General features: G+C 54.8%; 18 protein-coding genes. 6 read left to right on the top strand and 12 right to left on the bottom strand.

The features are described from left to right. Positions 1 to 28: 28 nt before the first annotated feature. From BLO43_RS10915 to BLO43_RS10925, 3 genes are read right to left on the bottom strand one after another with little or no spacing between them, the layout of a single operon-like run. Positions 29 to 3,280 (bottom strand): efflux RND transporter permease subunit, encoded by a 3,252-nt coding sequence (locus BLO43_RS10915; RefSeq protein WP_254773431.1) that lies wholly within the window; start codon positions 3,278 to 3,280, stop codon positions 29 to 31. Positions 3,281 to 3,282: 2 nt separating this feature from the next. Continuing rightward, positions 3,283 to 4,440, bottom strand: a complete 1,158-nt coding sequence (locus tag BLO43_RS10920) for an efflux RND transporter periplasmic adaptor subunit (RefSeq protein WP_090907100.1) — start codon at positions 4,438 to 4,440, stop codon at positions 3,283 to 3,285. Next, positions 4,437 to 5,627, bottom strand: coding sequence for a TolC family protein (locus BLO43_RS10925; RefSeq protein ID WP_254773432.1), 1,191 nt, complete (start codon positions 5,625 to 5,627; stop codon positions 4,437 to 4,439). The genes BLO43_RS10920 and BLO43_RS10925 overlap by 4 nt, the downstream gene beginning before the upstream one ends. On the opposite strand from BLO43_RS10925, the gene BLO43_RS17085 reads away from it, so the two are divergent. The 3 genes from BLO43_RS17085 to nhaR all read left to right on the top strand — a co-directional run bounded on the left by BLO43_RS17085 (position 5,626) and on the right by nhaR (position 7,134). Then, positions 5,626 to 5,859 (top strand): hypothetical protein, encoded by a 234-nt coding sequence (locus BLO43_RS17085; protein ID WP_254773433.1) that lies wholly within the window; start codon positions 5,626 to 5,628, stop codon positions 5,857 to 5,859. The genes BLO43_RS10925 and BLO43_RS17085 overlap by 2 nt on opposite strands. A 100-nt stretch (positions 5,860 to 5,959) precedes the next feature. Further along, a complete protein-coding gene (locus BLO43_RS16805) occupies positions 5,960 to 6,124 on the top strand; it encodes a hypothetical protein (RefSeq protein WP_175443934.1) in 165 nt (54 codons plus the stop codon). Between the two features lie 50 nt (positions 6,125 to 6,174). Then, on the top strand, positions 6,175 to 7,134 hold the full coding sequence (nhaR, locus tag BLO43_RS10930) for a transcriptional activator NhaR (RefSeq protein ID WP_090907102.1): 960 nt from the start codon (positions 6,175 to 6,177) through the stop codon (positions 7,132 to 7,134). A gap of 299 nt (positions 7,135 to 7,433) precedes the next feature. On the opposite strand, the gene htpG is transcribed toward nhaR, so the two are convergent. Continuing rightward, entirely contained in the window at positions 7,434 to 9,356 is a 1,923-nt protein-coding gene (htpG, locus tag BLO43_RS10935; protein WP_090907103.1) for a molecular chaperone HtpG, read from the bottom strand. Positions 9,357 to 9,516: 160 nt separating this feature from the next. Here htpG and BLO43_RS10940 point away from each other — a divergent pair, with 160 nt between their 5' ends. The 3 genes from BLO43_RS10940 to BLO43_RS10950 all read left to right on the top strand — a co-directional run bounded on the left by BLO43_RS10940 (position 9,517) and on the right by BLO43_RS10950 (position 12,203). Next, positions 9,517 to 10,635, top strand: a complete 1,119-nt coding sequence (locus tag BLO43_RS10940) for a PQQ-dependent sugar dehydrogenase (protein ID WP_090907104.1) — start codon at positions 9,517 to 9,519, stop codon at positions 10,633 to 10,635. 54 nt (positions 10,636 to 10,689) lie between these two features. Then, the gene (locus BLO43_RS10945) at positions 10,690 to 11,688 is read left to right on the top strand and encodes a serine/threonine protein kinase (RefSeq protein WP_254773436.1); all 999 of its coding nucleotides are present in this window, start codon (positions 10,690 to 10,692) and stop codon (positions 11,686 to 11,688) included. A 101-nt stretch (positions 11,689 to 11,789) separates the two neighbouring features. After that, positions 11,790 to 12,203 (top strand): YchJ family protein, encoded by a 414-nt coding sequence (locus tag BLO43_RS10950; protein WP_090907105.1) that lies wholly within the window; start codon positions 11,790 to 11,792, stop codon positions 12,201 to 12,203. 1 nt (position 12,204) lies between these two features. Here the strand turns inward: BLO43_RS10950 and nuoN are convergent, their stop codons facing one another. The 8 genes from nuoN to nuoG all read right to left on the bottom strand — a co-directional run bounded on the left by nuoN (position 12,205) and on the right by nuoG (position 22,410). Beyond that, positions 12,205 to 13,650, bottom strand: coding sequence for an NADH-quinone oxidoreductase subunit NuoN (gene nuoN, locus BLO43_RS10955; RefSeq protein WP_090907106.1), 1,446 nt, complete (start codon positions 13,648 to 13,650; stop codon positions 12,205 to 12,207). 38 nt (positions 13,651 to 13,688) lie between these two features. Next, positions 13,689 to 15,173, bottom strand: coding sequence for an NADH-quinone oxidoreductase subunit M (locus tag BLO43_RS10960; protein ID WP_090907107.1), 1,485 nt, complete (start codon positions 15,171 to 15,173; stop codon positions 13,689 to 13,691). Between the two features lie 82 nt (positions 15,174 to 15,255). Beyond that, the gene (gene nuoL, locus BLO43_RS10965; RefSeq protein ID WP_090907108.1) at positions 15,256 to 17,211 is read right to left on the bottom strand and encodes an NADH-quinone oxidoreductase subunit L; all 1,956 of its coding nucleotides are present in this window, start codon (positions 17,209 to 17,211) and stop codon (positions 15,256 to 15,258) included. A 65-nt stretch (positions 17,212 to 17,276) separates the two neighbouring features. Then, on the bottom strand, positions 17,277 to 17,582 hold the full coding sequence (nuoK, locus tag BLO43_RS10970; RefSeq protein WP_041513877.1) for an NADH-quinone oxidoreductase subunit NuoK: 306 nt from the start codon (positions 17,580 to 17,582) through the stop codon (positions 17,277 to 17,279). 71 nt (positions 17,583 to 17,653) lie between these two features. Beyond that, positions 17,654 to 18,259: an NADH-quinone oxidoreductase subunit J gene (locus BLO43_RS10975; protein WP_090907109.1), complete on the bottom strand. Its 606-nt coding sequence runs from the start codon at positions 18,257 to 18,259 to the stop codon at positions 17,654 to 17,656. 95 nt (positions 18,260 to 18,354) lie between these two features. Beyond that, positions 18,355 to 18,843: an NADH-quinone oxidoreductase subunit NuoI gene (nuoI, locus tag BLO43_RS10980; RefSeq protein ID WP_074631694.1), complete on the bottom strand. Its 489-nt coding sequence runs from the start codon at positions 18,841 to 18,843 to the stop codon at positions 18,355 to 18,357. Between the two features lie 14 nt (positions 18,844 to 18,857). Then, positions 18,858 to 19,958 (bottom strand): NADH-quinone oxidoreductase subunit NuoH, encoded by a 1,101-nt coding sequence (nuoH, locus tag BLO43_RS10985; RefSeq protein ID WP_090907110.1) that lies wholly within the window; start codon positions 19,956 to 19,958, stop codon positions 18,858 to 18,860. Positions 19,959 to 19,980: 22 nt separating this feature from the next. Continuing rightward, positions 19,981 to 22,410 (bottom strand): NADH-quinone oxidoreductase subunit NuoG, encoded by a 2,430-nt coding sequence (nuoG, locus tag BLO43_RS10990; RefSeq protein WP_090907111.1) that lies wholly within the window; start codon positions 22,408 to 22,410, stop codon positions 19,981 to 19,983. Positions 22,411 to 22,427 lie beyond the last annotated feature (17 nt).

A 22,427-nucleotide genomic window follows, 5' to 3' on the forward strand; every position in this document is an offset into this window, starting at 1 on the left:
ACGCGAAAAAGCCCCGTCCATGAACAAATCACGCGCCAGGAGTTTGGGGACTTCTCCTGAATCGTGCGCGTATTCTGGCGAGTAGACTGGGACGATGACTGGTCTCTTGAGCGACGCCCTTGTCAGGCACGTCAACGGGTGGCTGAGTGGTGCCCTTGTCAGCGACATCAGGTAGCGGGTCGAAATAGCGGTACAGCATGGGCACTACCACCTTCGTCATCACAGTCGCGGTAATCAGTCCGCAAATCACCACAATGGCTAGCGGCTTCTGCACCTCGGAGCCAAGGCCGGTAGCAATCAGGAATGGCGCCAGGCCCAGTATCGTAGCTGCGGCGGTTATCAGCACGGGACGGAAGCGTGCCTCGCAACTGGTTTTCACCGCATCGGCCACGCTAAGTCCCTGTTCGCGCAGTTCCTTGATAAAAGAAATCAACACCACACCGTTCAATATGGCTACACCCCATACTGCGATGAAACCCACCGATGCCGGCACCGATAGATACTCGCCGGTGATAAAAAGGCCAATAACACCGCCGACGGAAGCGAATGGCAAAGCCGTAAAGATAAGCGCGGCGAGCTTGACTGAACCAAACAGCATGAACAACAGGAAAAAGATTGCGGCGAAGGTAATCGGCACGATCACCGCAAGAGTGGCCATGGCGCGCTCCATGTTCTCGAACTGACCGCCCCAGACAAAATAATAACCAGAGGGTAATTTGACTTCCTTCGCGGTACGCTCCTGCAGTTCGGCAACGAAACCGCCAAGGTCGCGATCATGCACGTTGGCGCCGATCACCACGCGGCGCTTGGCGTACTCACGCGAGACGATCGCTGGACCGTCAATGACCCGGATATCGGCGACAGCACTCAGCGGCACCAGAACGCCGCCGCGCGCCATTATGCCCTCGGGGCCGACATTGCCGGGGGGGCGAAGCAAAAGATCGCGGATAGCTTCGACATCGTCACGGAACTGCTCTGGAAAGCGCAGGAGAAGCGTAAAACGCCGCTCACCCTCGAAAACCTGGGTGACCGCCTTGCCGCCGATGGCGGTTGCAATGAGCTCGTTCACATCGGCAACATTGATACCATGGCGGGCGATGGCGCGGCGATCAATGTCGATGGTCAATTCCTGCTGCCCCGACAGGCGCTCGATACGGAGGTCCCGGGCGCCGCGTGTTGACTTGACGATGCGTGCCACCTGCTCGGATAACTTGCGCAACTCTTCCAGGTCGTCGCCAAAGATTTTGACCGCGACCTGCGAGCGCACCCCGGTCACCATCTCGTCCACCCGCTGCGCGATTGGCTGCGACAACGCGATATTCACGCCAGGCAACACCAACAGCGCCTTGCGGATATCTTCCTCGATCTCCTGCTGGGTACGACCCGATCCCTCCAGGTCCAACGATGCGATAGGGTCGGATTCATTCTGTGACGCCGGGTCGGCGGGAGATTCACCGCGGCCAAGCTTGGACACTACGGACACGACTCCGGGTATCTTGGCGATCAGTTTCATCGCTTCTGTTTCCAGCTTGATCGCTTCCTCCAGCGAGATCGAGGGTACACGGATGATCACGGGCGTCACCGCGCCTTCCCGCATGATTGGAATGAAAGATTTACCAAGAAACGGGTATAGGCCGACCGCCAGCAAAAGAGAGCCCACCGACACCATTGCAGTGGCCTTGGGATTCCTCAACGCTAAATAGAGCAGGCGCAAGTAAAGAGTCTTGAGGATGGCGACAATTTTGGTATCTTCCTCGCTTCCGCCCTTCAAAGCATAGTCACATAGCACCGGCGACAACAGCACCGAAACGACCAGCGCCACCAGCAGCGCGATGGAAATGGTGACGGCAAGGGGACTGAACATCTTGCCTTCCATGCCCTGCAGCGACATCAGCGGCAGGAACACGAGGACAATGATGATAATGCCGTAGATGACCGGAGCCCCCACCTCGGCTGCCGCCTTCGCAATCGTCTCGCTCTTCGGCTCGTCACCGGTTGCGTGGCTCAGGCGCAGAAAGATATTCTCCACTACCACCACGGTGGGGTCGACCATCAGCCCGATGGCGATCGTCAGCCCGCCCAGCGACATCAGATTGGCCGGAATTTCCAGATAGTTCATGATCATGAACGTGACCAGCGGCGTGATGATAAGTGTCGCACACACCACCAGGCTCACGCGCCAATTACCCAGGCAGATAATCATTACCAGGATCACGAAGACCAGCGCTTCGATCAATACACGGTACACGGACTCCAGCGCGGCATCCACCATAACGGTCCGGTCATAAAAAGGCACGATCTGAAGCCCCCCCGGCAACAGGTTGCGCTCATTGATCTCGGCAACCTTTTCCTTCACCCGCCCGACTATGTCCTTGGCGTTGCCGCCGCGCAGCATCATCACGATGCCGGTAACAGATTCGGTATAGCCGTCCTTGATGCTGGCCCCCAGGCGCACCTCCCCGCCGAACTGCACGTGGGCTACGTCGCGCACATATACCGGCACCCCATCCAGCTCTTTGAGTACGATATTGCGGATATCGTCCAGCGTCTTAATCAGGCCGACGCCACGGATCAGATACTGCTCCGCATGCAAGGGCAGAATGTTGCCGCTGGAATTCGCATTATTGCTCGCAATGGCCCGGTCAACCGCCGTCAGCGTCAGATCATAGTGACGCAACCGGTTGGGGTCGACCAGTACCTGGTATTCCTTGACATGGCCGCCTATTGAGTTGATTTCCGCCACACCCTGGACCGAACGCAGGAGCGGCCGCACCACCCAATCCTGGATCGTGCGCCGTTCGGTCAGCTCTTCAACGGTTAGTGCGCGCTGGCCATCGTTGGGATGATCGATCGTGTACTGGTATACTTCGCCCAGACCGGTGGATACGGGGCCAAGCACCGGCATAATCCCCGGTATGAGCCGGGGAGAAACCTCGATCAGCCGTTCCATCACCAATTGGCGCGCAAAGAAAACGTCGGTCTTATCGGTAAATACCAGGGTGATAAGCGACAACCCGCTCTTGTTCAGAGAGCGCATCTCCACCAGCCCCGGCAGGCCGGTCATGGCGATTTCTACCGGGACCGTAACCAGGCGCTCGATCTCCTCCGGACTGCGCCCAACCGCTACTGTGGCGACCTGGACCTGAATGTTGGTCACATCCGGAAAGGCGTCGACCGAGAGATTCTTCGCGGCAAGAATGCCCGCGGCACACAGAGCAAGCGACACCACTACGACTATCAGGCGCTGTCTGAGCATGACGCGGACAATGGAGGCAAGCATCGCTACTCCAGCTCGGCGAGCTTCCGCTCGTTATCCAGGTGAAAGGCGCCATCCACCACAATCTTTTGATCGATGGTAACCCCGTTCAGCACTGGATACATGTCGGCTACTTCGGGACCCAATTCTACGGGGATACGTAAAAACTGGTTGTTGCCTTGAAACAGAAAGACATAATCGCGGTTGGCCTCGCGCACCACCGCTGTTACCGGCACGACCAGGCTTTTGTGCGCATTATCGGTAATATGCATGGTAGCCAGCATGTCGGGCTTGAGTTTGCGCTGCGGATTCTCCACCATTGTGCGCACCATTACTGTACGGGTCAGCGGGTTCACCGTATCGGCAACGAATATGATAAGACCATCGAGGGTCACATCACCCAGCGCCGGAACATGAATCTCCACATGTTGACCAACCTGCACATTGCGCGCGATCTGCTCCGGCACATCACCCACCACCCAGACGGAGGAAAGATCGGCCACCCCGAATAACTGATCGGCCGGTTGCACCACCTGACCGATGATCACGCTCCGCGCAATAATAATGCCGCTTCTTGATGCGTTGATGGTAACGGAAGGCAGGATTTGCCCCTGCTTCGCCAGTTCTGCCAGCACGGCGCTATCCACTCCCAGCAGGCGCAATTGGTCCTTCGCCGCCCCCAGCTCGGCGCGCGCGACTTCCAGCTCCGACTCGCGCCGTTCCACCTCGGCGACGGCGATCACGTCGGCGGCCAGTAAATGTTGAGCACGCTGGGCCGCTTTTTCGGTCAGCACAGTCCGTGAATATGCACGCAAATAGGCCAGCTGCGCCTGGGTCAGTTCAGGACTGGTAAGTCGTGCCAATGGCTGTCCGGCGTTAACACTATCACCCAGCATGACGTATAAATCGGTAATACGCCCCGTCACATAAGACCCGATCCGGACAAGCCTCTCCTCATCCACCTCGACCTGACTGGGAACCTGTAATTTATCGGCGAGATCGACCATGGTGGGTTGACCGATCTTTATACGCGGCACCATTTCCGGCCTGATCGTAATACTGTTTACATCCTCCGGTGCTTGCTTGGCTTCATTGACTGGGGCTGCGGCCTCCTTGCTGCCGCAACCTGCCGCAAGCAACACGATAGTGACAGCGATACCGGTGATCCGTATTGCTTTTTTCATTCGACACCTTGCTCCCTGGGATAATAAGCCCGCAACCGGTCTATTTCAGCGGCGGCAGCCTGTAGATCAAAGCGTGCCTGCAACGAGTCCATAAGAATCCCCCGTAAAATACGCTGGGTATCGAGTACGTCAATCAGGGGGCGCTCGCCAAAGCGGTAAGCCGCCTGGGCGATCTGCAAAGCGTTCTCGGCTTCCTTGATGATCCCGCCTTCGAACATCTCCACCCTGCGGCGGGCAATCTGCAAGGCCTGCCAGGCGGATTCAAATAACTGGCCGATTTCGTAACGGCGGAATTCCAGGGTTTCCCGCGCCCGCGCGGAGTCCGCCACGGCCGCGTCGATTTCCCCGCGGCGGCGATAAAACAAAGGAACAGTCACGTGAAACCCGGCTGTATTCGACGTGTATTGAGCCTCCTGGAAATTGCTGAGCAGGATTTGTACCGACGGCAATACCGAAGCGCGCTCCAGATCGATTCGCTGGAGTGCACGGTGCTGCTCCGCCTCCAGACGCCGCACATCCGGGTTGACAGCAGGCACTTCCTCACGCAACTCCTCCAAAGGGGGCAGGTTGACCGGATCGAACAGAGACGCATTTATCACGAAATCCGGCTTCAGGGCGCCCGCGGTGAATTGCATCAATGCCACCCGCGCACGCAGCGCGCCCAGCTCCGCTGCTTCCTTGCGGCTGGCCGCGTTCAGCACCTCGGCATCGGCCCTGACCAGTTCGAAGCGCGCGGTTTCGCCCACGCCCACGGCCACGTTGATGCGCCGCCGCACTTCCTGCATCAGATCGAAAATACTTGCCTCCATGCGTGCAATTTCCTGGCGCAGCAACAGTTCATAAGCACGCACCCGCAACTGCGCCGCCAAGTCTGCGCGCACCTGATGATAACTGGCACGGCTGGCGTCCACGCCCGACTCCGCCGCCCCGATGCGCGCGCTGCGCACATAAGGGTTCTCGATCCTCTGTGCGAGGGTGACAACACGGTGATTCGTGGCCGGATTTGCCGCCGCGATGCGTGGGTGCTGAGGTCCGCCCGAGAGCGCCACTTCCGGGTTAGGGTAAGCCGCGGCACCAATGACGCCCGCCTCGGCGGCGTCCACTTGGGATCGTGCCGCGCGCACCAGCCCGTTGGCCTCAAGCCCCACTCGTTGCAAGGCCTCGATCGAGAGCGCTCCGGGCGGCATGGCGGCTAAAGCGGCAGCGGACGGCAAAGAGAAAGAAGGTATCTTATCAAAAGTACTCCCGCTAGCGGGTGCCGGAATGGAAGGTGTCCGGACAGAAGAAGGTGCCCTGACAGCAGGTGCGGGAACAGCCGGTGTCGGGACGGATGGCTCAGTGATCGAAGGTAGGACGGGGGGCGGGATACTATCCGATAGGGGAGTAGCAGACCCAGGTCCAAAAATGGGCGACACTTGAGCTGAAACAGCAGTATAGGAGGAGATGAGAATCAGGCTCAGCAAGATGCGGAAGCGGGGTGATATTTGCATCTACTACCTTTTTTATATTTCTGAAAGAAATGAAACTCGCTTCAATCGCCGTAAATAAGCTGGTACCTCAAACAGATGATCCGAGCACTGCTCAACATTATAAAAAAAATCAATTAGGGGTGAAACAAGGTACAGCTATTAATTTTACTCAGTCTAAAATAAAATTTGCATCAATAAAAGTAGTATCTGTCTGATAATATAATCGATATTTACGATCTATTATTACACATTGTATCGACATACAATGCTCAATTACAAACAGTTACATTATTTTTGGGCCGTCGCCAAGGCGGGCAGTATTGTCCGGGCGAGCGAACGGCTGCATCTCACACCTCAGACCTTGAGCGGTCAGATTGGACTCCTGGAAGAAACGCTGGGTGTGGCGTTGTTCTTACGCATTGGAAGACGCCTTGAGTTAACCGAAACCGGCCGGCTTGCGCTGTCCTATGCCGATGAGGTCTTCCAGATAGGAAACGAGCTGGAAGAAGCACTGCGTAGCCGTCCCGAAAGCCGCTCTATTCAACTTCGCGTGGGGGTAGACGATGCGGTGCCCAAATCCATTGCTTACAGGCTATTGACACCGGCAATGTCCCTTGCCGAGCCGGTACGCCTTGTTTGCCGGGAAGATAAGCTGGTGCGTTTACTGGTGGAACTGGCAATTCAGCGTATTGATCTAGTGCTCGCCGACCGGCCCATACCGGCCGGAACTCATGTGAAAGGCTTTAGCCACAAGCTTGGAGATTGCGGTATCACGTTTTTCGCCGAACCGCGGCTGGCTGCGCAATACACGGATAAATGGCCCCTTGTTCTTAATTCCGCCCCTTTGCTTATCCCCGGAAAAGAAGCTGCGGTGCGAATACCGCTGATGCGCTGGTTCGAGGCCCGCCAGATCCGGCCGCATATCGTGGGTGAGTTTGACGACAGCGCGCTGATGCAGGCTTTCGGGCAGGCCGGCACCGGTATTTTCATTGCACCATCGGTGATCGCCGAGGAAGTGCGGCGGGAACATGGCGTTACCATTCTAGGCCATACAAACGAGGTTACCGAGCAGTTCTACGCCATCTCGATGGAACGCCGGCTCACGCATCCCGCGGTCGTGGCCATCAATGACACCGCTCACCGGGAGCTGTTCGCCAACCTGGACACCTACTCGCGCTCACCGGCGGAAACCCCGACCCGTATTACTCGTTCAATAAAAGGATGATTTCAATCCGGATAATCCGCTAGAACGCGAGATAACGGTAGGCAGGGCAGGCTCGGAGAGCCGCCTAATACCTATGAATTGTTCTCGATTTGACTTGACGCCTGTGCAGGATAGGTGGAGCAAAGCGCAACCCATCAAAACCCCACACTACACAACCTATCAAAACAAAGGCATATCAAAATAGAACCTGGTACCGGCGTGACGGCAGCTTGGTGAGGGAGTGAATAACCCGGTGATGGGTTGCGCTTCGCTCCACCCATCACCGGGAACTACCAGAGATCGAGCCCCTCCCTATCAGCCTATTCTCCGTTTGAAGCCGTCAGGAAAAGCAGCTCATTGATCCTCTTAACAAAACCTGCCGGATCTTCAAGCTGACCGCCTTCGGCCAGTAATGCCTGGTCAAACAGGATGTGACTCCAGTCGGCGAAGTGCGTCTGCTCGGATTTCAGGCGCTGTATCATGGGATGATAGGGGTTGATCTCCAGGATAGGCTTGGTGGGATTCACTTTTTGCCCAGCGGATTTTAGCAAACGCTCCAGATTTCCGCTCATATCGTGGCTATCCGCCACAAGGCAGGCGGGAGATTCGGTCAGGCGCAACGTGACGCGCACATCCTTCACCTGCTCGCCGAGCGTACTCTTTATTTTCTCGGTAAGCTCCTTGTAGTCATCCGCCTCTTTCTCCTGTTCTTTCTTCTCCGCCTCGTCTTCCAATTTCCCCAGATCAAGACTGCCCTTGGCCACGGATTGCAGTGGCTTGCCCTCGAACTCGGTCAAATTCGCAACCAGCCACTCATCCACGCGTTCGGCCAGCAGCAAAACTTCGATGCCTTTCTTGCGGAAGACTTCCAGGTGCGGGCTGGTTCTGGCCGCCTTGAGGCTATCGGCGGTGACATAATAAATTTTTTCCTGCCCTTCCTTCATGCGGCCCACATAGTCGCTGAACGACACCGTTTGTTCGTCTGTATCGACATGGGTGGAAACAAAACGCAATAGCTTGGCAATGCGTTCCCGGTTGGCATAGTCTTCCGCCACACCCTCTTTGAGGACTTGGCCAAATTCCTTCCAGAAGGTTTTGAACTTGGCTTTTTCATCTTCCTGCTCGCTTTGCGCCAGATCGTCGAGCAACCCCAATACCTTTTTCACCGCACCGGCACGTATGGCTTCAATATCTTTTGATTCCTGTAATATTTCGCGCGAAACGTTCAGCGGCAAATCATTGGAATCGATTACTCCGCGCACGAAGCGCAAATAATTCGGCAGTAGCTGTTTCGCATCGTCCATGATGAATACCCGCCGCACATAAAGCTTGATACCGTGACGCGGTTCGCGATCGAACAAGTCGAAGGGAGCACGTGACGGAATGTAGAGTAGCTGGGTATATTCCTGTTTACCCTCTACCCTGGCGTGAAGATAGGCCAGCGGCGGCTCGAAATCATGCGCCACATGCTTGTAGAATTCTTCGTACTGCTCCGGCGTAATCTCGCTTTTGGCGCGTGCCCAGAGTGCGCTCGCCTGATTAACAGTCTCGTCTTCATCGGTAATCGTGTTTTCGTTCTTTTCCTGTGACCACTCCTCTTTTTTCATCACAATAGGCAGCGTGATATGGTCGGAATACTTGCGGATGATAGCGCGCAACCGCCAGCCGCTGAGCAAATCATCCTCACCCTCGCGCAAATGCAGAATGACTTCCGTACCGCGATCTGTTTTCTCCACGGTCTCAAGCGTATAATCCCCCTCACCGCCAGACTCCCAGCGCACACCATGTTCAGTGGTCAAGCCGGCGCGGCGGGTGATAAGCGTTACCTTGTCCGCGACAATAAACGCCGAATAAAAGCCAACGCCAAATTGGCCAATCAAGTGCGCATCCTTGGCCTGATCACCGGTTAATGCACTGAAGAATTCGCGAGTACCCGACTTGGCGATGGTGCCGATATGGTCGATAACCTCTTGCCGGGACATGCCGATACCATTATCGGCGATGGTGATGGTGCGTGCCGCGGCATCATGGCTCACGCGGATCTTCAGATCCGAATCGGATTCGTACAGCGCGCCATCGGTTAATCCCTCGAAGCGTAGCTTATCGGCGGCATCCGATGCGTTGGAAATCAGTTCGCGCAGGAAAATTTCCTTGTTACTATACAAGGAGTGAATCATCAGATTGAGCAACTGTTTGACTTCAGTCTGAAAACTTAGATGTTCTTTGGTAGCTGTCGCTTGCATGGGTTCTCTCCTAAAAAAATGCAATAAGATAATGAGGGTGGATCGGCGGTTTTCAAGCCATCCCGCTTCAAAAAACTGCCAAAACCTCGTTCAGAAGCGATTTTCTTCTTTTTTATCCATTTTAAATTCATGGATATTCCAAATACTCCGGAGTTCTAGCATGTGTGCCATAAAAGCCTTCATCCGTTCTGTTGTCGCCCTTAGTCTCTGCTGCTACGTCTTGCCCGCCACCGCACAATACCAGGGCCACTCGCTGCCATTGGACAAAATCAAGCTGCCCGCCGGATTCTCCATTGATTTGTGGGCGGAAGTCCCCAATGCGCGCGGATTGACGCTGGGAAAAAACGGCACGGTATTTGCCGGCTCCAAAGAGGCGGGTAATGTTTACGCCATCACGGACAATGGTGGGACACGGCAGGTCAGGACCCTTGCCAGCGGGCTCAATTCCCCGTTGGGGGTAGCATTCCGGGATGGTGCGCTCTATGTCTCTGCAGTGGAGCGCATTCTACGCTTTGATGGAATCGAAGAAAAACTCGACCAACCGGGAAAACCGGTAGTGATAACCGATAGTTTTCCCACTGAAAAGCACCACGGAGGAAAATTCATCGCTTTCGGCCCCGATGGTCTGCTATATGTGCCGGTAGGGGCACCCTGCAATATCTGCGAACCCGATCCGGAGCGTTTTGCATTGATCGCGCGTATCAAGCCGGACGGTACCAGCCATGAAATCTATGCATATGGCGTGAGAAACACGGTGGGCTTTGATTGGCATCCGGAAACGAAGGAGCTATGGTTTACGGATAACGGCCGCGACTGGATGGGCGATAATCTGCCGCCCGATGAACTCAACCGCGCACCCGCAAAGGGTATGCACTTCGGCTATCCTTACTGCCACGCAGGCGATATTCTTGACCCCAAGTACGGCGCAAAGCGTGATTGCGGCAAGCTTACCGCTCCCGTGGCCAAATTCGACGCGCACGTTGCCCCGCTGGGTATGCGTTTCTACACCGGCAAAATGTTCCCGCCGGAATATCGCAACAGTATTATTGTTGCCGAGCACGGCTCATGGAATCGCCGTAATAAAATCGGCTACCGGCTTCAGCTCGTGCGGATAAAAAACAACAAGGTCGTCAAACAGGAAGTGTTCGCCGAAGGCTGGCTGCAAGAGCAGGATGTTTGGGGAAGACCGGTGGATGTGCTGGTAATGCCCGACGGAGCACTACTGGTTTCCGACGATTACGCCGGGGTTATCTACCGGATCAGCTACAAGAAACCTTAGGAACTTAGGCCCGCGCAAACCCAAGCGAGAAAATCTTATGTTGAGTAATTGGCGGTGATAATAACGGGCAAGCCGTCCCCTCTGAATTTCTCTACACTCCCTCCCGATAGGGTATTGAACGCGCTGGAGAGCATAGGTTTCCGCAGCGATGGCCGGCTGCTGGCTCTCAATAGCTACGAGAACCGCGTCTACCAGATCGGCATGGAGGAGGGACCGCCGCTGGTAGCAAAATTTTACCGGCCCAAACGCTGGACGGATGCCGCCATACTCGAGGAACACGCTTTCGTGCGGGAACTGGCCGAGCGCGAAATACCTGTCGTGCCTGCGTTGATACTGGATGGAATCACGCTGCACAGCTTCGAGGGATTCCGCTTCGCCATTTTTCCAAAACACGGCGGCCGTGCACCCGAACTGGAAGACCGCAACACGCTGGAATGGATGGGGCGCTTCCTCGGGCGCATCCATGCCATCGGCGCACTCAAGCCATTTCACGAACGCCCTACACTGGATATCGCCAGTTTCGGTGAACAACCGCGCGATTATCTGCTGACGCATGCATTTATTCCGGCCGATCTCGATGCAGCCTATCGCGGCGTGGTAGATCAGGCGCTGGATGGCGTACGCCACTGCTTTGCGCGCACGGGCGAAGTGCGCGCATTGCGCCTGCACGGCGACTGCCACGTAGGCAATGTGCTGTGGACAGACGACGGTCCCCACTTCGTGGATTTTGACGACAGCCGCATGGGGCCGGCGGTGCAGGACTTGTGGATGCTATTGTCGGGCGAACGCGCCGACAGGGTACGACAGTTGACGGAGGTGCTGGCCGGGTATGAGGATTTTTGCGATTTTGATGAACGCGAATTGCATCTGGTCGAGGCGCTGCGTACCCTGCGCCTGATCCATTATGCGGCGTGGCTCGCGCAGCGCTGGGACGATCTTGCCTTCAAGCAGGCGTTCCCATGGTTCAACACCCAGCGCTATTGGCAGGATCGCATCCTTGAATTGCGCGAACAGATCGCCCTGATGGATGAGCCGCCACTGTGGCATGCATAACAGCTATTCCGGCGGTTCATAGGGTCATGGGGTGACTATTGGAAAAAATATAATTTAAAAGTAGTTAACCAGTTTTTGAGGTTTATACGGATACGAAAATAATGCCCTGCCCCTGCGGTGGTGCAGGGTTAATAACGAAACCGCCGAGAACTCGGGGCAGCAACGAAAAATATGTCGACTGCTGCGGCCGCTATCTGGACGGTGGCGAAGCCGCGCCCACTGCGGAAGCATTGATGCGTTCACGCTACGCCGCATACACCCTCGGCCGTGAAGATTATCTACTGGCGACCTGGCATCGCAGCACACGCCCGGCTTCACTTGAACTGGCAAGCGAACGGCGCCATAAATGGCTGGGGCTGGAAGTGAAGCGCCATGCGCAACCGGAGCCGGATCATGCGGTGGTGGAATTTGTGGCGTGCTATAAGGTGGGTGGCCGTGCGCATCGTTTGCATGAAATCAGCCGCTTCGTGCGCGAGGCGGGGCAGTGGTTCTACGTGGATGGCGATATTGTCTGAGCTATATGGATTGCTGAATAGCGTAGGCGCACAACGCCATCAGCACTTGGGGGAAAAGCCCGAATGCGAGTATCGCCAGCCCATTCGCGCTTATCAATAGCTTGACGTCACCGTCCGGCAGGATGGGCGCATCGGTTTCCGGTTCATCGAAATACATCAGTTTAACGATGCGCAAGTAATAAAACGCGCCGATCAGCGAGAATAGCACAGCCACCACCGCCAGCCATATATATCCAGCACTCAACACCGCCTGCAGCACTGACAACTTGGCATAAATTCCTACCGTAGGCGGAACGCCGGCCATCGAGAACATCAATAGCAGCGTAATAAATGCGTACCATGGATTGCGCCGATTGAGACCCTTGAAATCTTCGAGCTTATCGGCCTCGAACCCCTCGCGCGACAGCAGCATGATCATGCCGAAAGTGCCCAGGGTCATCAACACGTATACCACAACGTAGAACATGGATGCGCTATAGCCGTTCTCATCGGCGGCGATAAAACCCAGCAGCATGAAACCCATGTGCGAGATGGTGGAATATGCCAGCATGCGCTTGATATTGGTCTGGGCAATAGCAGCGAGATTACCGATCATCATGGACATCACCGCCAGAATGACGAGCATTCCCTGCCAATCCGCCACCATTGCCCCCATACCTTCCACCAGCAGGCGCATGACGAAACCGAATGCCGCCAGTTTCGGAGCCGCACCGATAAACAGTACCACGGCTGTGGGGGCGCCTTGATAAACATCCGGTGCCCACATGTGAAATGGCGCCGCACTCAACTTGAAACTGATACCCGCGACGATGAATACAAGCCCTACCACGAGCACCGCATGATTACTCACGCCGCCTTGAATCACTTCCGTTACGCGAGCAATGTTAAGCGAACCCGTTGCTCCGTAAACCATGGACATGCCATACAGCAGAAAACCGGAGGCCAGCGCCCCGAGAACGAAATACTTTATGGCCGCCTCGGTTGCCACCGCCGAATCGCGTCGCAATGCCACCATGGCGTATTGTGATAACGACAGGAGTTCCAGTCCCAGGTAGAGGGTTAGGAAATGGCTGGCGGAAATCATCACCATCATGCCGAGCGTGGCAAATAACGCCAGACTGAAGAATTCGCCGCTAAGCATGCCGCGTACAGAGATATAGGCACGCGAATACACCAGCACTGTGGCGACAGTGATATACACCAGCATCTTCAGTATATCGGCCATGGCGTCATCCACGAACATGCCCGAAAACGTATAAACCACGCCGGGCACGGAAGTGCCAAAAGTGATCAGCGCACATCCGAGCAGCGTAATTTGCGACAGCAAGTAAGCAACATAGGGTTTTTTTTCGCCCCATGCGATATCGGCCAGTAACACCACGCATACCATGACCAGAAGAAAAATCTCCGGGTAGGCGGGGGCGAAATCAGGCGGCATAAAATTCATTTAGTGTCCTCGAACAGGCGGAACTCGTCTCATTAGTACTACAATTTGCTGCGGGCGACATGCGCCAGCAAATCGTCCACCGTGGTATGCATGACCTCCGTGAATGGCGATGGGTATAGGCCCATTCCCAGTACCGCCACTGCCAAAACCGTCAGGATCAGGATCTCGCGTCCGTTAATATCCTTCAGCGCTTCCACACCGGGACTCGCCACCGCGCCGAACACGACTCGCTTGTACATCCAGAGTGTATAGGCGGCGCCGGTAATAAGGGTGGTGGCGGCGAGGAAACCATACCAGAAATTCACCTTGACGGCGGCCATGATGACGATGAATTCACCGACAAAACCACTGGTCCCGGGTAAGCCCGCATTGGCCATGGCGAACAGCATGAAAAATGCGGCGAATACCGGCATCTTATTGGCTACGCCGCCATAGTCGGCGATCTGGCGTGAATGCAGGCGGTCGTAGAGCACCCCTACGCATAGAAACATGGCGCCGGAAATGAAGCCGTGCGAAATCATCTGCACCATCGCGCCTTCAAGCCCATAAGCGTTAAACAGGAAGAAACCAAGCGTGACAAATCCCATGTGCGACACCGACGAATAGGCAATGAGCTTTTTCATATCCGCCTGTACCAGGGCAACGAGTCCGATGTAGACGACCGCTATCAACGACAACACGATCATCATGGTGGAGAGATGCTGGCTTGCATCTGGCACGATCGGCAGCGAAAAACGCAAGAAGCCATAACCACCCAGTTTCAGCAATATCGCGGCCAGTACCACCGAACCGCCAGTGGGTGCCTCCACGTGCGCGTCCGGCAACCACGTATGCACGGGCCACATCGGCACCTTTACGGCAAACGCCAGCAGGAACGCGACGAATATCAGGATTTGCGGCGTCAGCGGCAGCGGCAGCTTATGATAATCCAGTATCGAAAAACTGCCGCCGGAAACCTGGTAGAGGTAGATGAATGCCACCAGCATTAACAGGGAACCCAATAGCGTGTAAAGAAAGAACTTGATTGCGGCATACACGCGGTTGGGACCACCCCAAACACCAATAATGAGAAACATCGGGATCAGCGAAGCTTCCCAGAAGATATAAAACAAAATCGCATCGAGTGATGAGAACACGCCATTGACGATACCCGACATGATAAGAAACGCACCCATGTATTGGGATACGCGCTTGCTTATCACCTGCCACCCCGCGATTACCACCAGCGGTGTGGTAAAACAATTCAGCAGAATCAGCGGCATGGCAATGCCATCCACACCAAGATGATAATGAATATTGAAATGCTCGATCCAGGCGCTATGCTCCACAAACTGCATGGCGTTCATCAGCGGATCAAACTGGGTATAGAGCGGAATTGCTACCAGCAAGCCCGCTACCGATCCAACGAGTGCAAGCCATCTTGCCAGTTGGGCATTACGGTCGCCACCGGTGGCAAGCACGCCAATGCCGACAAAAATGGGCAGCCAGATGACTAGACTTAACAGGGGAAGGCCAAACAACATGTTTATTCCGTTTTTTTATTCATTAGCGTGTAGCGAAATTCCGGGCTGAAAACCGTAATAATATTTATCTGTTCTTGTTTTCTTAGGACCCGTACAACCAAAAACTCATCAATACAAATACGCCAACGATCATGGTGAACGCGTAATGATAGATATAGCCGGACTGAAAGCGGCGTACCAGCATGGCGATTCCAGCCACCGCTCGTGCCGTGCCGTTGACAAAAAATCCGTCAATAACTTTTATGTCGCCGAATTTCCACAATCCGCCGCCCAACGTGCGCGCACCACCGGCAAATAACCAGGAATAGAATTCATCAATAAAATACTTACGGTCGAGCAAGGTATAGAGCGGCCCGGCGGCCCGGCTTATCTTCCCCGGCAAATCGGTATTCAACATATACAGATACCAGGCGGTGAAAATGCCACCCATTGAGAACCAGAATGGCAGGGTCGTGACGGCATGGGTCATCATTCCCCATATACCATGAAATTCCGCCGACATTTTCGCGAGGGCTTCATGCTGAGGCAGGATTTGTATGGCACTGCCGAAATAGTCTCCAAACAGCATCGGCCCGATCAACCAGCCCGCACCGATGGAAGGTATTGCCAGGACAATCAATGGCAACGTCACTACCCAGGGTGATTCATGAAGATGTTCTTCGGTGTGATGATCCATGCGCGGCTTGCCATGGAAAGTCATGAATACGAGACGGAAGGTGTAGAACGCGGTAACGAACACGGTGGTTACCGCGCAGAAGTAGGCAAAACCCGCACCAGGAATAGTGGCGAAATGCACGGCCTCAATGATGGCGTCCTTGGAAAAGAATCCGGAGAAACCGGGCACGCCCGCGCTTGCCACTGCGGCGATGAACATTGTCCAGTAGGTGATGGGCATGTATTTCTTGAGGCCGCCCATTTTTCGCATGTCCTGTTCATGATGCATGGCGATGATTACCGAGCCAGCGCCCAAAAACAGTACCGCCTTGAAAAAGGCGTGGGTCATGAGGTGAAAAACCCCCGCTGAATAAGCGGATGCACCCAGCGCCACAGTCATGTAACCCAGTTGCGACAGGGTCGAATAGGCTACCACACGCTTGATGTCGTTCTGCACAATCGCCACCAGGGCCATGAATAGCGTGGTAATACCGCCAATCACCAGGATGAACGACAGCGCCGTCTCGCTTAATTCAAATAATGGCGACATGCGAGCCACCATGAAAATACCCGCGGTGACCATCGTCGCGGCATGAATCAGTGCGGAAATGGGCGTTGGGCCTTCCATCGAATCCGGTAGCCAGACGTGTAGCGGAAACTGTGCAGATTTACCCATTGCACCGACAAACAGCAAAATGCAAACCACGGACAATAGCGCCCACGGCGAATCGGGAATGACTTCAATCGTCTGCGTCATGAGTTGCGGCGCCTGGGCAAATACCGCCGCATAATCCAGCGTGCCGAAATACGTCAATACCAGGCCGATACCGAGTAGAAAACCAAAATCGCCGACACGATTGACCAGAAAAGCTTTCAAGTTGGCATAAATCGCGGTAGGACGGGTATACCAGAAGCCGATAAGCAAATAAGAAACCAGTCCAACCGCCTCCCAGCCAAAGAAAAGCTGGAGGAAATTATTCGACATCACCAGCATCAGCATCGAGAAGGTGAAGAGTGAGATATAGCTGAAAAAACGCTGGTAACCCGGATCCCCATGCATGTAGCCAATAGTGTATACGTGCACCATTAACGACACGCCGCTCACCACGACCATCATCATGGCCGAGAGTTGATCGATCAGAAATCCAACCTCGAAACGCGTATCACCAGAAATCATCCAGGTATAAACGCTGCCGTTATAGATGTTTCCTTTCAATACATCCATGAAAACGGTAATGGATGCGACCACGCACACCATCATCAACACAATGGTGGTCCGATGACTCCAGGCTGGCCCGATCATTCGGCCGAACAATCCGGCGATAAGCGCTCCCGCCAGCGGAGCCAGCGGAACCAGTAGGTAAAGTTTTTGCATCTCAGTCATTAAGATTCATCTTCTTGTTTTTAGAACACATGTCTCTGATTACGGATCTGATCCAGACCGTATGATTACCCCTTGAGTTTATCCAGATCATCCACATTGATCGTACGCAGATTGCGAAACAGAACCACCAATATTGCCAGCCCGATGGCGGATTCCGCCGCAGCCACGGTAAGAATGAAAAACACAAAAATCTGCCCCGACACATCTTGCAGGTAATGCGAAAACGCGACGAAATTCATGTTTACCGCCAGGAGCATCAGTTCGATCGCCATCAACAGGATGATTACATTTTTCCTGTTGAGAAAAATCCCGACAATGCTGATGGCGAACAAAATCGCGCCGAGGACAAGGTAATGGGATAATGAAACCAAGCTAACGACCCCTTTTTCAGGACAACATCAAAACAACGTCATACAACCGTTTTTTATTCTCTTTTTCGGCTTTATTCTTTCTTCTCGGATGGCATCGATACCATCCTCACCCGGTCTTTACGCTTTACCGCCACCTGCTTCGCCACGTCGAGACTCTTGAGACCGGTACGGCGGCGCAAAGTCAGGGCTATGGCGGCCACTATCGCCACCAGCAAAAGTACCGCCGCCAACTCAAACGCATAAACATATTCGGTATAGATCAAACGGCCCAGTTCCTTGGTATTGCTGTAATCCGCAGGGCGCGAGGATGGTGCCGGCATTTTATCAGCACCAAACTGCTCGCCCATCAGCACCATCGCCATTTGGGCCGCCATCACCAGTCCCAGGAACGCGCCGACCGGAAACCACTTCCAGAACCCCTCACGCAGTTGATCGAGATTGATGTCAAGCATCATGACCACAAACAGGAACAGCACCATCACCGCCCCGACATACACCAGCACCAGCGTAATCGCGAGAAACTCCGCTTCCAGCAGCAGCCATAGTCCGGCAGACGTAAAAAAAGCCAGTACCAGCAGTAATGCCGAATGCACCGGGTTACGAGCGGTAATGACGCCCAATGCGGATGACACCAGCACGGCCGAAAAAAAATAAAAAGTGATATCTTGAAAACTCATGTGGGCATTTCTATCAATTCAAAGCTCTGTAGGTCGGGTTAGCGTAGCCTTGCCTTATCTGACGATCCAGCCGACAAATTCCTTCATTTTCCAATTCATCGGTAGCCCGCATCCGCCGCCCGGTCTTTTGCTATCTGCTCCTCATATCGATCTCCCACCGCCAGCAACATTTGCTTGGTATAGATCAAATCACCGCGCTTCTCGCCGTGATATTCGAGAATCCGGGTCTCGACAATCGAATCCACCGGACAGGATTCCTCGCAGAAACCACAAAATATGCATTTTGTCAGATCGATGTCGTATCGTGTGGTACGGCGGGTTCCGTCATCGCGTTGCTCGGATTCGATAGTGATTGCCAGCGCGGGACACACCGCTTCGCACAGCTTGCACGCGATACAGCGCTCTTCTCCATTGGGATAGCGGCGTAGCGCATGAAGACCGCGAAACCGGGGGGATTGCGGCGTCTTCTCTTCGGGAAAATGCACCGTAATTTTACGCGCAAACATGTATCGCCCGGTCAGCATCATCCCTTTGACCAGTTCAAACAACAGGAAAGTACGGAAAAAATCCTTGACACGGTTCATGGCTTTCTCCTGTCTCAGTGGAACCACAGGTTAAGTGGAAAGGCGTTCCGAACGGACGGTGGAAATTGCATTATCAAACCTAGCAGCAGTATCCAGACAAGCGTGATCGGAATGAACACCTTCCAGCCAAGACGCATGATCTGATCATAGCGGTAGCGTGGAAAGGTGGCACGGAACCAGAGAAAACAAAACAATAAAAACGATATTTTCAGTACCAGCCAGATAAAACCTGGAATCATGGTAAATGGTGCGATATCGACCGGCGGCAGCCATCCTCCCAGAAAGATAATGCTGGCAAGCGTTGCCACCAGGATCATATTGGAGTATTCCGCCAGAAAGAATACCGTGAACGCCATGCCGGAATATTCAACATGGAATCCGGCGACGATTTCCGACTCACCCTCAGCCACGTCAAACGGAGCACGATTGGTTTCCGCCACGCCGGAAATGAAATACACCAGAAACATGGGAAACAGTGGAATAAGATACCAGTTGATAAAACTCCCGCCCTGCTGGCCCTTGACGATATCGCTCAGGTTCAGGCTCTGCGACATCATCAGCACGCATACCAATGCGAAGCCCATCGCCAGCTCATAAGAAACCACCTGCGCGGCGGACCGCATCGCGCCGAGGAAGGCATACTTGGAATTGGAGGCCCAGCCCGCGATGATAACCCCATAGACTCCCATGGAAGTCATGGCCAGAATATAAAGCAGGCCCGCATTGATGTCGGCCAATACGACCTCGGGAGAAAACGGCACTACCGCCCACGCCGCCAGCGCTGGCGCGAATGTCAGCACCGGAGCCAGCACAAACAAAAATTTGTTCGCGCCACTGGGAATGATGATTTCTTTCATCACGGCCTTCACCGCATCCGCGATGGGCTGCGCCCAGCCGCCCAGCCAGGGAATACCGAAGAAAGTTACGCGATTGGGTCCCACACGCATCTGCATGAAGGCGATAATCTTGCGTTCCGCAAACGTGAGATAAGCCACGGCAAGCATCAATGGCAATATGATGGCGACGATCAGCAGCGCGTTCTTCGTCAGAACGAAAAGAGCGGGACCCCACTCCGAACCAAAAAGGTCCCCGAATAATTGTTGCGCGTATTCCATCAAATCACTCTGGTTTCTTGCATTACAATCTTTCCACTACTATTTCACCGAACATCTCACCCAATGCCGCGGTCAGGGGATGTGCGCAAGCCACCCGCACACAATTTGAAGGCAGCTTGTCGTCCCGGGCCGCCAGCAGTTGCGCTTCGCCCTCGCCCTGTTTCAACCTTACATTGTCACCCGGATTTATGCCGAGCGTATCCATTAAATTGCCCGGCATCCAAGCCAGCGGCGTGGCGGCATCCCGTGTGCGCTGCAGCGAATCGGCACGGCGCACAATAGGGTCGGCCTGATGAATCGGGACTTCACCGATGCGCTGAATTCCGCCATTCTTCGGCTCATTCATCAGTCCACCAGTGGCGAAATTTTTCAGATTGTTGCTCAGGCGGGCGCTGATATCGCCACCTGCCGGAAGAATCTCCGCACGCACCTGCTCCGGCGTATCGTAGGCAAAACCATCAAGTTCCAGCATGCTGCCCAATACCCGCAGGACTTTCCATGCAGGACGCGTATCGGCGAGGGGTGCGACCACGCCATTGAAACTTTGCACGCGGCCCTCGGTATTGATAAAGGTACCCGAGGTTTCGGTGAATGGCGCGATCGGCAATAGTACATCCGCATAATCACCCTCAAGAACGGCACGGTTTTTGTATGCGCTCATCACCACCACCAGCTCCGCCGCGTCCAGTGCTTTCATCGTCTGATGCGGATTGTAGCTATCCAGCTCCGGCTCCAGATTCATCAGCATGTAGGCCTGGCATGGTTGCGACGCATGTGTGGCCGCACCCCTCCCGAGCATTTGCGAAGCATTCATGTTTTCCGGTTCGGGCTGGCCGGAATCTCCGGCAGCCGCGCTCAAGCCGCCGTAGTCAGGAATTGCCCCGGCAATATAGGCGCCGACACTATTGGCGGCCTCGCCCAATACGCCAAACTCCGCCTCGACAATATGCGCAATATGCTGCGCCAGCCCGTGAATATCCGCATATTGCGGATGATGCTGCGCCATGTTGCCAAGAAAAATCGCGGCGGGCTTATTATCAATGAGGCTGGCCGCCATCGCCCGCGCGGCATCCGTCACGCTGATGGAGTCCGATACTGCTTTCGCTGAATCGGGAATCTCCACCTCCTTCAGCTCGGCGGCGGCTTTCAAGACCTGCGCCAGCACCACCGCCATTGCGGCAGGTGCGACGATGGCGCGATTAACCACCTTCGTCAGCAGATCGTCATCCACCGGATTAACGAGATTCAGTTGGGCGCCCTGCTTCACCGCCTGGCGCAGGCGCTGCGCAATGAGAGGATGATCCTTGCGCAGGGTACTGCCGATAACCAGCGCCGATTTCAGATGGGAAATACCGGCAACACTCATTCCCAACCACGGCGCGCCTTGCAACTGTTGATCCGCGCGGAAATCGGATTGACGCAAGCGATGATCCACATTTCCGCTACCTAATCCCCGCACAAGTTTTTGTAGTAGATAGAGTTCTTCCAGTGTGCTGTGAGGAGAAGCCAACGCACCAATACTCGAGGCGCCGTGTTTCTCTTTTACGGCGCTCAATCCATTTGCAACGAATTCCAGCGCGGTTTGCCAGTCGCATTCCTGCCACTCGCCATTGCGCTTTATCATTGGTGTGCTCAGGCGCTCGTCCGAGTTCAGACCCTCATAGGAAAAGCGATCCTTATCCGACAGCCAGCACTCGTTGACTTCCTCGTTCTCGCGCGGCAACACGCGCATGACACGATTCTGCTTCACCTGAACCACGAGATTGGAACCAAGACCACAATGCGGACTCACTGATTTCCTGCGGGACAGCTCCCAGGTACGTGCCGAATAGCGGAAAGGTTTACTGACCAGCGCGCCGACCGGACAAAGATCGATCATATTGCCGGATAACTCCGAGTCCACCGTACTGCCGACAAATGACAGGATTTCCGCATGTTCGCCGCGGCCCGCCATGCCCAACTCCATGATACCGGCAATCTCCTGGCCGAAGCGCACGCAACGGGTGCAATGGATGCAGCGGGTCATATCGGTGGAAATCAGCGGACCCAGATTCTTGTTCGCTACCACCCGCTTGGCTTCGGTATAACGTGAGGCGCTCGCTCCATAGCCCACTGCAAGATCCTGCAACTGACATTCACCGCCCTGGTCACAAATGGGGCAATCCAGCGGATGATTGATAAGCAGAAATTCCATCACGCCTTTCTGTGCGGTTACCGCCTGTCCGGTGTGCGTAAAGACCTTCATGCCCTCCATGGCGGGAGTGGCGCACGCGGGCAAGGGCTTGGGCGCTTTCTCCACTTGCACCAGGCACATGCGGCAATTGGCCGCGATGGACAGTTTCTTGTGATAACAGAAATGTGGAATATATATACCCAGCTGGTTGGCACCGTCCATGACGGTACCATTCTTGGGCACAGATACCTGTTTTCCGTCGATTTCGAAATTGATCATTGGGCACTTATTCTCGG

Origin of the sequence: Nitrosospira sp. Nsp13, assembly GCF_900101945.1 — a bacterium.
Taxonomy (GTDB): Bacteria; Pseudomonadota; Gammaproteobacteria; order Burkholderiales; family Nitrosomonadaceae; genus Nitrosospira; species Nitrosospira multiformis_D.

What these genes read in the sequence shown, in the direction of transcription:
- BLO43_RS10915 (WP_254773431.1), bottom strand. Translation starts at nt 3,280, where the DNA reads ATGCTTGCCTCCATTGTCCGCGTCATGCTCAGACAGCGCCTGATAGTC.
- BLO43_RS10920 (WP_090907100.1), bottom strand. Translation starts at nt 4,440, where the DNA reads ATGAAAAAAGCAATACGGATCACCGGTATCGCTGTCACTATCGTGTTG.
- BLO43_RS17085 (WP_254773433.1), top strand. Translation starts at nt 5,626, where the DNA reads ATGGCGGCTAAAGCGGCAGCGGACGGCAAAGAGAAAGAAGGTATCTTA.
- BLO43_RS10925 (WP_254773432.1), bottom strand. Translation starts at nt 5,627, where the DNA reads ATGCCGCCCGGAGCGCTCTCGATCGAGGCCTTGCAACGAGTGGGGCTT.
- BLO43_RS16805 (WP_175443934.1), top strand. Translation starts at nt 5,960, where the DNA reads ATGAAACTCGCTTCAATCGCCGTAAATAAGCTGGTACCTCAAACAGAT.
- nhaR (WP_090907102.1), top strand. Translation starts at nt 6,175, where the DNA reads ATGCTCAATTACAAACAGTTACATTATTTTTGGGCCGTCGCCAAGGCG.
- htpG (WP_090907103.1), bottom strand. Translation starts at nt 9,356, where the DNA reads ATGCAAGCGACAGCTACCAAAGAACATCTAAGTTTTCAGACTGAAGTC.
- BLO43_RS10940 (WP_090907104.1), top strand. Translation starts at nt 9,517, where the DNA reads ATGTGTGCCATAAAAGCCTTCATCCGTTCTGTTGTCGCCCTTAGTCTC.
- BLO43_RS10950 (WP_090907105.1), top strand. Translation starts at nt 11,790, where the DNA reads ATGCCCTGCCCCTGCGGTGGTGCAGGGTTAATAACGAAACCGCCGAGA.
- nuoN (WP_090907106.1), bottom strand. Translation starts at nt 13,650, where the DNA reads ATGAATTTTATGCCGCCTGATTTCGCCCCCGCCTACCCGGAGATTTTT.
- BLO43_RS10960 (WP_090907107.1), bottom strand. Translation starts at nt 15,173, where the DNA reads ATGTTGTTTGGCCTTCCCCTGTTAAGTCTAGTCATCTGGCTGCCCATT.
- nuoL (WP_090907108.1), bottom strand. Translation starts at nt 17,211, where the DNA reads ATGACTGAGATGCAAAAACTTTACCTACTGGTTCCGCTGGCTCCGCTG.
- BLO43_RS10975 (WP_090907109.1), bottom strand. Translation starts at nt 18,259, where the DNA reads ATGAGTTTTCAAGATATCACTTTTTATTTTTTTTCGGCCGTGCTGGTG.
- nuoI (WP_074631694.1), bottom strand. Translation starts at nt 18,843, where the DNA reads ATGAACCGTGTCAAGGATTTTTTCCGTACTTTCCTGTTGTTTGAACTG.
- nuoH (WP_090907110.1), bottom strand. Translation starts at nt 19,958, where the DNA reads ATGGAATACGCGCAACAATTATTCGGGGACCTTTTTGGTTCGGAGTGG.
- nuoG (WP_090907111.1), bottom strand. Translation starts at nt 22,410, where the DNA reads ATGATCAATTTCGAAATCGACGGAAAACAGGTATCTGTGCCCAAGAAT.